The organism is Pseudomonas sp. OIL-1, assembly GCF_010669185.1.
GTDB lineage: Bacteria > Pseudomonadota > Gammaproteobacteria > Pseudomonadales > Pseudomonadaceae > Halopseudomonas > Halopseudomonas profundi.
Genome location: NZ_CP048629.1, coordinates 507,530 through 519,211, shown reverse-complemented (window position 1 = coordinate 519,211; position 11,682 = coordinate 507,530). Strand labels below are relative to the sequence as shown.

The 11,682-nt window shown below is 58.0% G+C and carries 9 protein-coding genes; 5 read left to right on the top strand and 4 right to left on the bottom strand.

Annotated elements, in window-relative coordinates; all coding sequences use genetic code 11:
* Positions 1-352: 352 nt before the first annotated feature.
* The gene (locus tag G3M63_RS02360; protein ID WP_163981786.1) at positions 353-1,414 is read right to left on the bottom strand and encodes a hypothetical protein; all 1,062 of its coding nucleotides are present in this window, start codon (positions 1,412-1,414) and stop codon (positions 353-355) included.
* Between the two features lie 367 nt (positions 1,415-1,781).
* On the opposite strand from G3M63_RS02360, the gene G3M63_RS02355 reads away from it, so the two are divergent.
* Both G3M63_RS02355 and G3M63_RS02350 read left to right on the top strand, forming a co-directional pair.
* Positions 1,782-4,298, top strand: coding sequence for an AsmA family protein (locus G3M63_RS02355; RefSeq protein WP_163981785.1), 2,517 nt, complete (start codon positions 1,782-1,784; stop codon positions 4,296-4,298).
* A 143-nt stretch (positions 4,299-4,441) separates the two neighbouring features.
* A complete protein-coding gene (locus tag G3M63_RS02350) occupies positions 4,442-5,464 on the top strand; it encodes a CNNM domain-containing protein (protein WP_163981784.1) in 1,023 nt (340 codons plus the stop codon).
* Positions 5,465-5,518: 54 nt separating this feature from the next.
* On the opposite strand, the gene G3M63_RS02345 is transcribed toward G3M63_RS02350, so the two are convergent.
* Positions 5,519-6,448, bottom strand: coding sequence for an SdiA-regulated domain-containing protein (locus G3M63_RS02345; RefSeq protein WP_163981783.1), 930 nt, complete (start codon positions 6,446-6,448; stop codon positions 5,519-5,521).
* A gap of 242 nt (positions 6,449-6,690) precedes the next feature.
* On the opposite strand from G3M63_RS02345, the gene G3M63_RS02340 reads away from it, so the two are divergent.
* The gene (locus tag G3M63_RS02340; RefSeq protein ID WP_163981782.1) at positions 6,691-7,470 is read left to right on the top strand and encodes a GntR family transcriptional regulator; all 780 of its coding nucleotides are present in this window, start codon (positions 6,691-6,693) and stop codon (positions 7,468-7,470) included.
* An 82-nt stretch (positions 7,471-7,552) separates the two neighbouring features.
* Here the strand turns inward: G3M63_RS02340 and G3M63_RS02335 are convergent, their stop codons facing one another.
* Both G3M63_RS02335 and G3M63_RS02330 read right to left on the bottom strand, forming a co-directional pair.
* Positions 7,553-8,908 carry an NCS1 family transporter gene (locus G3M63_RS02335; RefSeq protein WP_163981781.1) on the bottom strand — a complete coding sequence of 452 codons (1,356 nt, stop codon included), beginning with the start codon at positions 8,906-8,908 and terminating at the stop codon, positions 7,553-7,555.
* A gap of 72 nt (positions 8,909-8,980) precedes the next feature.
* A complete protein-coding gene (locus tag G3M63_RS02330) occupies positions 8,981-9,724 on the bottom strand; it encodes an aspartate/glutamate racemase family protein (protein WP_163981780.1) in 744 nt (247 codons plus the stop codon).
* 165 nt (positions 9,725-9,889) lie between these two features.
* Here G3M63_RS02330 and puuE point away from each other — a divergent pair, with 165 nt between their 5' ends.
* Both puuE and G3M63_RS02320 read left to right on the top strand, forming a co-directional pair.
* Positions 9,890-10,819, top strand: coding sequence for an allantoinase PuuE (gene puuE, locus G3M63_RS02325; protein WP_256669998.1), 930 nt, complete (start codon positions 9,890-9,892; stop codon positions 10,817-10,819).
* A 9-nt stretch (positions 10,820-10,828) separates the two neighbouring features.
* Complete coding sequence (locus tag G3M63_RS02320) at positions 10,829-11,677, top strand: bifunctional allantoicase/(S)-ureidoglycine aminohydrolase (protein ID WP_163981778.1); 849 nt, start codon at positions 10,829-10,831, stop codon at positions 11,675-11,677.
* The last annotated feature ends 5 nt before the right edge of the window (positions 11,678-11,682 follow it).

Below are 11,682 nucleotides of genomic sequence, written 5' to 3'. Positions count from 1 at the left end.
CGATGTTACGGACGGTTCAGGCAGAGGATTGGTGACTGCCCGGATGGTGCCGCCTATTGCGCTGTCGATTAAATTTTGGCTGGAACACCCGAATTGAACGACCCAGCATGGGTTGGTGTGGCCACTTGCTACCGACCGGACCGGCGGAGTGTAACATTTGAAGAGATATAACGACGAAAGCGCTGGCAGGCGGTTATCCAGAGCCTTCCACAGAAGGCCAGCTATCGCGCTATCGCCGAGTGATCTGTCAAGGATAGCGACGGAAAGGGAAAAGCCGATTTGATGCGCTGTGTAGGGCGTGGCTTGGCAAGGACGCGCCCAAACCGCAGGCGCGCCAGGTCATCGCCGTCTATCAAACGTGTGCTTGTTCGCGGGTTGTAACAGCAGGGCGATTAGCGCCGACATTCGCACCGATGGCGGCAGCGATAGCGCTCAGGAGCAGGATGATGAAGGTCCACCACGCGGCCGTAGCGGTAGCGTCTGCAGCAGTATCGCCCCATTCGCGAGCTTTCTGTTCAGCCTCTTCCTGCAACTGGCTGAGCTCTTCCTGCGCGGTCTGGTAGGCTTCTTCGTAGGTCTGTTCCCAGTTTTGTACGGTTTCTTGTGCTTCCTGTTCAGTCATGTCCGTACGCGACACCAGCACGTTGATCAGCGACTCACGGTCGGCGGCGCTCATTTTTTCGTTCATCTCGCGCTGAACCCGATCCAATACCTCCTGAATCGCATCATTCGCTTCGTCAGGGTTTCTGGCAACGCGCCGGGCTTGGGTGGCCACCTGATCGCCGATCTGTGCGGCATCCTGCTCAACTTGCGCAGGCCGCATTTCCGGGGTCTCGGCTTGCTGCGTCAGCTCGCGTGCTTCGCGACGGATAGCGGCAAGGTCCAGATCAATATTGGCTTCCTCCAGCTGTTGTTGGACCTGGTCGGTGATAGGTCCGGCAGCTGATGCTACAGCATCGCCAGCCGCTGATACGCCGGACGCTACCATGCTGGCAGTGCCGCCAATGATTCGACCGACCGCGGTCGTCAGCAACATGAACATAAGAATGGTTACCACAGCCCAGGTAGTCAGGCCGTGCAACGTGCGGTCACGGCGGTCTTGGATCATGGCCAGCGCGCCGGCAACATAACCACCAACAAAAAGCGCAATAAGCGCGCTGATGACCAGATAGATGGCGGAGCCTGTACCAAGCCCGGCTACCGGATTGCCCTCCTGCATTGGATCAATGGTGCTGATGCCGATGGCGATCCCGAGCACACCCAGCAGTAGATGCACGACAATCGCCATCGCTACGCCAGCTAATACCGCTCCCCAGGAAATACGTTTATGGGCAAATGTGGCGTTGGCGATTTCAGTTCTGCCGAGGTCTGCTCGAGCGGTATTGGTAGTAGCAGGGTCGTTTAACGTTGCCATGGTTGTTCTCCTGAGTAGCGTGCACGGGCACGATTCGGACGAATGCATTGACGCGAACAACATGGCGCTTTGATTAACAGTCCATATCGCGAGCAATCAAAAAGTTAGTAGCGATATTCACGGTGGAAGTTCACGTTTTGTCACTAAATCGCGAGTTGACGACCAGAGCGCAACGCGTTGGCCGTGAGGATGATCGAACTGTCGGTGCAGGCCAGGGAGGTGTCGACGGGGCAGCCTTGAAGGCTGGATGCGATGCTGTATTGGCTGATTTTGAAAGGCTGATATTGAAAATCTGGTGAGCATTATTGCGATGAGGGTGTCGGTTTAAGAATGAGCTTTGGAAAACCCTGCGTACGGGAGCGCCATCGTGACGAAACCGGTAAAAGTGATTCTGGTCAGTGTCGCAGTGATTGCCTTGCTTCTCGCAACAGCGATGGCGCTGTTGGACTCTGAGTGGGCGAAGGGTTTTCTGGAAGATCAGGTCAGCCAACGTCTGGAAGGTCGTGAGGTCATAATTGGCGACCTCGATATAGAGTGGGGCTTCCCGCTCGGTATACAGATGAAAAACGTCAGCATTGCCAATCCCGACTGGGCCGAGCACGAGCGCATGCTGGAGCTGGCTGCGATGGAGGCAACGATCAAGACAGGCCAGCTTCTGCGCGGCCGTATTGGCCTGGGGCGTCTTGATCTGCAGCAACCTGTGGTGCATCTGGAACGGCGTGAAGACGGCACCAGCAACTGGCAGGCCCTGCAATCGGAAGAAGACAGCGACGAGCCTCCGGTAATCCCTGATTCAGTTAACCTGAGTGATGGCGTGCTGACCTACCGGGACGCCACGCTCGACGCTGATTTGCGAGCCGAGTTTGAGACCCGCGGCGAGGCGGCGGGCGATCACCGTCTCGATATATCGCTCCAGGGTCGGTATCAGGGCCGGCCCGTTCAGCTGAATGCTGAAGGCGGCGCCCCGTCGCGGGCGTTGCAGGAAAACACGGATTATTCGGTAGCTTTGCAAGGCCAGCTAGGCGAGCTGCGGATATCCTTCGACGGCACGGCGGGTGATTTACTGCAGTTTGAAGATCTGCAAGGGACGTTGCAGGCATCCGCCCCGGCAGGTGCCGATGTGACCGCGATGCTGGGTCAGCCGGATCTGTCGATCCCCGCATTCAACCTTGAGGCGCAAGTCAGCCACGGCGAGCAAGCCTGGTCCTTGAGCGAGCTAAGAGCTCAGGTGGGAGAGAGTCACCTGGCCGGTTCCCTGAGCGTCGACCCAGGCCCGCCGAGTGTAGAGATGGATCTTCAGCTCGAACGCGTTGACCTGGGAGAGCTGCTCGAGCCGCAAGGCTATCCTCAGCTGGGTGTGGTAACGGGCGAGCTGGACGGGGGATTCTCCGACGGCATCCTGACAATCAACGACTCCAACCTGAGCTACGACGCGCCCGATCAGCAATTGCACCTACAGCTCAACGCCCAGTCGCGTGATGTCGCAGCGTCTGAACAGCCGGGCGCGCATCTCGAGGGTACTGGCTCGCGCAATGGTCAGCCGTTCAACTTCGATCTTGAGGTGGGGCCGCTGCTCGATCTCACCGCGTCCGAGCAACCTTATCCGATCAAAGGTACGTTGGTTTCCCAGGAAACCCGTCTGGATATAGACGGTACCATCGTGCAGCCCCTGGAGCTCGGCGCCATTGACGTACAGGTCCACCTGAGCGGCCCCGGCCCAGCCAGCCTCAATCGCCTTACAGGGTTTGACTTGCCTGGGCTGCCGGCCTATGAGCTGGAGGGTCGGTTCCGCTGGGATGACCAGTTATCAAGGCTCAATGAGTTGCAAGTCCGACTAGGGGAGAGCGATTTCAGCGGTGACGTCCGGCTGCAGCGGGGCGATCGTCGGATGCTCTATGCGACCTTGCACTCAACTCGATTGGATATTGAGGATCTGGAGCCCTTGTGGGTAAAAACAGAGATTGAGGAAGATGAGCCTGAATCAGACAAGATCTTTTCCGACGACCCTTTCAACCTTGAGCCTCTGCAAAACATGGACGCGCGGGTGCGCTACCAGGCTGACACGCTCAACAGCCCCAGTGTGCCGCTGAACGACGTGTCGCTGGAGTTGGAGCTGGATCAAGGTGTGATTACCGTCGAGCCCTTGCAGGTAGGTGTTGGCGGTGGAGAAATAACCGGCCGGCTGGAGCTGGACGCAGCCAACTTGCCGCTCGAAGGCGAGCTGGATCTGAGCATCAAGCGCGTGACAATGTCGGCATTGCTGCGTCGTGCCGATTTGCGAGACGTGGCTGAAGACTCGGCGGGAGTAATCGGCGGTAGAACGGATCTGGGATTCCAGGGCAACTCAATGGATGAGCTAATGGCGAGCCTCGACGGCCTCGTCGAGGCGGCGATATCCGGAGGTGAGCTGGACAGGCTGGCAGTGGAGATCCTGGGGCTGGATGTCGGTGAAGCCCTGATGGTTGCGCTTATCAATACTGACCAGGGTCCGGTCTCCATGCGCTGTGCCTATGCGAGGCTTGATGCTGAGCAGGGCATTGCCGAGATCGAACAGTTCTTTGTAAGCACGGCCGATACCAATTTCACCGGTGCGGGAACAATCAACCTGGACGCGGAACAGCTGGATGTTGTGCTGGAGGCGCATGCAAAGGACTTGAGCCTGCTGTCGCTCGACTCGCCGGTGCAGGTAGCGGGTCCTTTCAGCAACCTGCAAGTGAGCGTCGTATCCACTGGATTGCTTGCGCGCGGCGTAGCGACGGTGCTCGGAGCGATCGTCGCGCCGCCGCTGGCGATATTACCCTGGGTGGAGCTGGGGCTGGGGGAAGACGCTGGCCCCGGCTGTCGGCAGGCACTGCAGGAATTTGAGAGCCAGGGCCAGGGCTAGCCCTGCCGTCATGATGGGCTTGCCAAGACAGGCAGCACGCACACAGACCGAAACATAAATGTGATGATCAGCGCGAGTTTCGCTCACCGTACTCCGCCTGAAACTGGCTACAATCTGCGGCTTCTAAGCCACGATGGTCTTGTATGACTCTCCTGATAGCGTTCGCTATTCTTTCAATTGCAGTTTCCTTCCTTTGTTCGATTCTAGAAGCAGCTCTGCTGTCGATGACACCCAGCTTCATCGCCAATCAAAAAGCGGACAAGCCGCAGCTTTACGATCGCTTGAAGCATTTGAAGGAAAATGTGGATCGGCCTCTTGCGGCTATTCTCACGCTTAACACTGTCGCCCATACCGTTGGCGCTACCGGCGTGGGTGCACAGGTAACAGTGGTATTCGGTGACGGTTATCTGGGTGTTGCCTCAGCGGTCATGACATTACTGATTCTGGTCCTTTCGGAGATCGTTCCCAAGACCATCGGTGCACGCTATTGGCCCAGGCTTGCGCCGTTTCTCCCTACGTTACTCGGCGCTATGATCTGGATACTGAAACCCTTTATATGGTTATCGGATCTGGTGACCCGGTCTCTGGGTGGTCAGCCACCGGCGCATGACATTCGTCAGGAGATCAAGGCACTTACGCTGCTGGGGCGCGAGCTGGACGAGCTGGATGATGACGAGCAGCGCGTTATCGGCAACATCCTCGATCTTCATACGATAAAAGTGCGCGATATCATGACGCCACGAACAGTCTGCGAGTATGTGGCTCCGGAAACTGCAATTGGCGAGTTCATTGACAGAGTTGCTGTAAGCCAGTTTTCCCGGTATCCGGTCATCGATGAAGGAGAGCAGCCATTGGGCGTGGTCTTCCGTTATGACCTGGTAGGAACCCAGCAGAGTGATGCCTCTATCGAAACACTGATGAAGCCGGTCAAGGTTGCTCAAGACACATTGAGCGTAGAGGCCCTGATGAGTCAGATGATGAATGAGCAACAACACATGTGTCTGATTTACGACGAATTTGGCAGTTGGGGTGGACTGGTAACGATGGAAGACATTATCGAAACCATTCTGGGTAAGGCGATTCTGGACGAAACGGACGATATCCCCAATATGCGTCGGTTTGCCAGACGTTTGTGGGAGAACCGGCTTAAAGCCGCCCGCGGATAAGCGGGCAGTCAGAGTCTGATTTTAACCAGCACTCGTTCGGTCCGGTTTCAATCGTCAAGGTTGCGGCGGCGTCGCAGCGGGCTTTTCGAAGCGATAGAAAAGATTCGGCTCACTGACGATGTAGAGTTTTCCCTGATCATCCAGGGTTACGCCCTCGGCCTGAGGAATCCCCGACTCCAGAGCCGAGAAGCCGCCGGAAAGGGACATATAACTAATGACCTGGCCGGTGGTGCCGAGCTCGATCAGCAATTTTGACTCGTCGCTAAGTACCAGCAAGTGGTCCGTCGCTTCGGCAAAAGCTAACCCGGAGAAATCATTCAGGAACAGATTGCGGCCGAGTGGGCGGGTCACGTTTTGCAGGTCATGAGGGAGTCGTTGCGACAGGTCGTTGGTGAAATCGTTGATCTGGTATAGCCGCATCGGGTCGCGCTCTTTGGCGATGTACAGACGGTCGTTCGCCGGGTCGTATGCGAGGCCCTCATATTCATTATTATCCTCGGGATATAGCTCAACGCGTAGTTGGGCGAAGTCCTTGCGCTCCAGCACACCAGAACTCTCAGGAACAGGCATCACTACCAGCGTTTGCCGTCTTTCTTCCACGACGGCCAGTTGTCCATCTCCCAGGTGGACGACGCCTTCAACGTCGTCAAAGCCGTGCAGTGGGTGCCGGCTCAATACTTCTCCCTCCAGGCTGAGCCCGATCAGTTCATTCGGCCCATTGATAACAGCCCAGAGTTGCTGCCGTTCGGAGTCAAAGGTCAATCCAGAGAGGTTGTCCGACACGCCGGAGACCGGCCGGGCCTGGATAACGGCCTCATAATTGTCGAGCCAAACCGATTTGTCCTGCCACGCCTCGGCATGGTTGCGGGTGCTGTAAAGGTAGTAGAGACGGTCGTCCCAATGAAAATGACGTATCAAGAACACCGTCACTGCGATGACGGCGATTGCGACGATCGTGAGAAGAGCCTTTCTGGATAAAATCATGGGTGCTTTAGATGTCGCTCTGTCGGTGAAGGACGCCATACAGCATCGCAATTTGATTACAGGAAAAACGCAAAACTATTCTGAACTCAGAAGGTTACCGAATCAGCTCGCCCCATTGCAGCACGATACCGCTAAAGCCGATAGCTCTAAGCCCGTGTAATCCAGCATCGTTGTATTCCAGCTGCTTGTATACAATATGGGCCGCCCTTACGTTCTTGCCCTGCATAAAGAGACACCATTACATGAAGGAACGCCGGTCCCCGTCCGCCGCTGAAGAAACCGACAATGATCCTGTCACGCTCGCCCCGAAAAAGTCTGGCCGAAAAGGCTCCGGTCACTCCGAGTGGATTTATCGGGCTATCAGCAATGCGGTGATCGAGCACCGGCTCAAACCCGGTGCGCGTCTGCGTGAGGATGCGTTGGCCGAGGTGTTCGGCATCAGTCGCACTGGCATTCGCAAGGTATTGCAGCGGTTGGCGCTGGAGCAGTTGATCACGCTGACGCCGGGTAAAGGCGCGACCGTGGCGCGACCGTCAGCCGAGGAAGCGCGGGAGATCTTCGATGCGCGGCGGATGATTGAAGGGGCGCTCATGTCGCGCTTGGCCAGTCGCGTGACGGCCTCGCAGATCAGGGCGTTGCGCGATCTGGCCCGGCAGGAACTACAGGCACTGCAGGGCGATGAGCAGAGTGCGGCGATCAAGGCATCGGCTGCTTTCCACGGCCGTCTGGCTGAATTGGCGGGCAACCAGACGCTGGCGCGATTTGTTGCCCAGTTGTGTTCGCGCTCGTCCTTGATCCTCGCCGTATACGGCCAATCGGGCGACCTGGGTTGTGATTGCAACGACCACAATCAGTTGGTTGATCTGCTCGAGGCGGGGAATAGTGACGGTGCGGCCGCGTTCATGCAGACCCACCTGCACGCGATCGAATCGTCGCTGTCCATCGATGAGGTGGCTGATGAAACGCCAGACCTGCACGATGTATTTGCCGTCGAGCAGGGAGAGGAGAGCCAGACGACCTGAGGTAGCAACGCCGGAGTAAGGATGAGGGGGAGGTGTGCGGCTGACCTCGGAATCCATCGAGGCCAGCCGACTCCGATCGCTGTTACTGACAGAAGCGCTGGCAGGGGGCCCAGTGTTTCATCAGCAGATAGTAGGTTATGCCCGCCGGTATCAGGCTGGCGTACCAGGAAACGGACGAGAACGTCAGCGCCACCACCGCACCCACTGCCGTCGCGATCAACGCAGCGTAATTCATGCCGCTATAGGGCCCCTGGGCATCGTACAGGTGCTGCAGATTCAGCGTGCGCTTGCGGATCAGGTAGTAGTCAACCACCAGAATGGCAAATATCGGACCGAGGAACGCCGAGTAGGTCTGCACAAACAGCTGGAGGCCGGCGGCGGATTCTTCGGTCACCAGTTTCCACGGAAAGGTGGCGAAGGCCAGCAGACCAACGATGATGGTGGCCGGGCGGAACTTCAGCTTGAACACATCCATCAGGATATAGGTCGGCGGCACCACGTTATTCAGGACGTTGGTCGTCACCTGAGCGAAGGCGATGAACAAGAGTGTGGTCATCAGCAGCGGCGTGTTATCCACCGCGTTGGCGAAGACCTGAATCGGATCAGCCACACCGGTCGCTTCCGAGACCATGTAACCGATCAGACCCATGAACAGCGTGCACGGCAGAATCGACATCGAATACAGCGTGGTCAGCAACGATGGGCTGGAGCCGTGCTTGTGCTCGCGCGAATAGTCGCTGACGTTGAGGATCATGGTGCTGTAAATGCCCAGGAACAGCATGGTTGCGCTCCAGAAGGGCAGCCCCCAGGAGCCTTCCATGGACAGCAGGTTGGTCGAAAGCTCGTCCCCGTAACGCTGCACGGTGCTGTAGAACATGTACACCAGCGACGCGAGAATGAAAGCGCTGCCGATATTCTCGAGCCATTTGATGCCCTGAAAGCCCATGACTGACAGGCCGATCTGCAGAAACTGGAAGGCGATGAAAAAGAACACCAGATTGTCGAAGCCGAACAGCGTGGCCGAGACCATGTTTAGCGCGCCGGCACCGATCCAGCTCTGAAAGCCATACCAGACGATCGCCGGCAATGCGCGGACCAGGCCGGGTAGGCGAGTACCGGCAAAGCCGAAGGCGCCGCGTGCCTGAACCATGAACGGAATGCCGTATTTGTACCCCGCTGCACCATTCAGGGCCAAGGCTACGCCGATCACGAAGCAGCCGATGGCGATGGCCAGGGTCGCCTGAATCAGGTTGAGGCTGCCGACGACGCTGGAGCCCATGGTGAACGTACCGATCGAGACGCAGCCGCCGAACCAGGCCAGCAGATAGGAAATGCGCCCCATGATACGGGTTTGCTGGGGCGCCAATGATTCCTCGCCCGGCGCCTTGGATGCGGTCTGGCCGGATGGCTCAGTCTGTGTGCTGGATGCGACGCTCATGAGACCGACTCGCTATTGGTTTTGTTATTCATTGGTTTGCTCCTGGCTAGGTTTGAATTTCTAAAGCAATGTTCAGTCCAGCTTAAGGTTGGAATAGCCCTCGAAGCGTCCAACGAAGGGTTTGGGCCGAGGGAAGGCGAGATCGCCGTATTTACTGGTATGCAGTCCGAGCCCCACTACGGCTTCGGCCAGTTTGATGGCAGCGGTTACGCCTTCCACTACCGGCAGGCCGACGGCCTCGGTAATCTGTGGTGTCAGATCCGCCATGCCGCCACAGCCCAGCACAATGGCGCCGATGTTGTCCTCGTGTTTGGCGCGCAGGCATTCCTCAATGATGAGCTCCAGCGCGCGGTCGGGGTTGTCCTCCAGATCCAGCACCGGAATGTCCGCCGCGCGAATGCGCCGGCAGTTATGGCTGAAGCCATAACTCTCCAGCAGGTGTTCGGCGATAATCATGGTGCGGGGCAGGGTGGTGACGATGGAAAACCGCGTGCTGATCAGACTGGCCATGTGAAAGGCCGCCTCGGCAATCCCGATAACCGGGGCGCGTGTCAGCTCCCTCGCCGCGTAGATGCCCGGGTCGCCGAAGCAGGCGATGACATAGGCATCGGTGCCTTCGCGTTCGCCCGCCAGAATCTCTTCGACGACGCCCATGACGCTGACAGCTTCATCGAAATGGCTTTCAATCGATACCGGGCCACTGTCGGGCTGGGAGGCGGTAATGCGCGTACCGGGCGAGGCGACAGCCCTTGCCGCTTCTCCGATGGTATCCGTCATGGCTTGGGTGGTGTTGGGGTTGATGACGCGGATATGCATGGCTTTGGCCTGTTTCTGGATTTGTACACAAAGTTTGAGTTTAATTGTATACAATCGATCCGGTCAAAAAGATAAAGATACGGTCTGTTTATCGGAACAAATAAGTGGCGGATGTCTGGACGCCACGATTTTTCAACAGATATAAAAGGTTACGCAGTCATGAGTATCAGCGCCCCTTATCCACGGGATCTCGTCGGCTACGGCCGGAATCCGCCGCATGCCAAATGGCCGGGTCAGGCCCGTATCGCCGTCCAGTTCGTGCTCAACTATGAAGAGGGCGGCGAAAATTGCGTGCTGCATGGCGACAGCCACTCGGAACGCTTCCTCTCGGAAATCGTCGGCGCTGAGGCCTTCCCTGCGCGACATATGAGCATGGAGTCGATCTATGAATACGGCTCGCGCGCCGGTGTGTGGCGGATTCTCAACGAGTTTGAAAAGCGCGGGCTGCCGCTGACGGTGTTCGGCGTGGCCATGGCTCTCGAGCGGCACCCGGACGTGGCGATGGCGTTCAAGGAACTGGGGCACGAGATTGCCTGTCATGGCTGGCGCTGGATTCATTACCAGGATGTACCTGAAGCCATAGAGCGCGAGCACATGCAACGCGCCATCGACATATTTGAGCGCCTGTACGGCGAAGAGCCGCAGGGCTGGTATACCGGTCGCGACAGCCCCAACACGCGCCGCCTGTTGCTGGATGAGGGCAGCTTTTTGTATGACAGTGATTACTACGGCGACGATCTGCCGTTCTGGACGCGCGACGCGGACAGTCAGGGCGAGCTGCATGATCACTTGATCGTGCCCTACACGCTGGACACCAACGACATGCGTTTTGCCGCGCCGCAGGGGTTCAACACCGGCGATCACTTCTTCAACTACCTGAAGGATGCGTTCGACGTGCTCTATGCCGAAGGCAGCGAGCAACCGAAGATGCTCTCGGTCGGGCTGCACTGCCGCGTGATTGGGCGCCCGGCACGCTTCCGCGCGTTGCAGCGTTTCCTTGATTACATCGAGGCCCACGACCGGGTCTGGGTGACACGCCGTATCGACATTGCCCGTCACTGGGCCGAACATCATCCTGCTCCAGCCGCCGTATAAGGAATCACCATGGCCCAGCGTCCGAACGAACCCAGAACCTATTTCGCCCCCACCGGTGGGCATCCGCCGCAAACGCAGCTGCTGACTGACCGCGCGGTATTTACCGAGGCCTATGCCGTCATTCCCAAGGGCGTGATGCGCGACATCGTTACCAGTCATTTACCCTTCTGGACCGGTACGCGCCTGTGGGTGTTGTCGCGGCCGTTGACCGGTTTTGCCGAGACCTTCTCGCAGTACATCATGGAAGTGCAGCCCGGTGGCGGCAGCGACAAGCCGGAAACCGACCCTCAGGCCGAGGCCGTGCTGTTCATCGTCGAAGGCGAACTGGATCTGACCCTGAACGGCGAGCTGCATAGCATGCAGCCGGGTGGCTACGCGTTCATTCCGCCCGGCAGTGACTGGACGGTGCGCAACAGTTCTGACACCACTGTGCGCTTTCACTGGATTCGCAAGGCCTATGAGAAGGTCGAAGGGATCGATGTACCGGAGGCCTTCGTCACCAATGAAAACCTGATTGATCCGCTGGTCATGCCCGACACCAACGGCTGCTGGAGCACCACGCGCTTCGTCGATACTCAGGACATGCGCCACGATATGCACGTGAATATCGTCAATTTCCTGCCTGGCGGCGTGATTCCCTTCGCCGAGACCCATGTGATGGAGCACGGCCTCTATGTACTCGAAGGCAAGGCCGTGTACCTGCTGAACAAGGATTGGGTGGAAGTGGAAGCAGGCGATTACATGTGGCTGCGCGCCTTCTGCCCGCAGGCCTGCTATGCCGGTGGCCCGGGGCCCTTCCGTTATTTGCTGTACAAGGACGTCAACCGCCACATGAAACTTCCGAACTACGGCCGCTGAGCGAG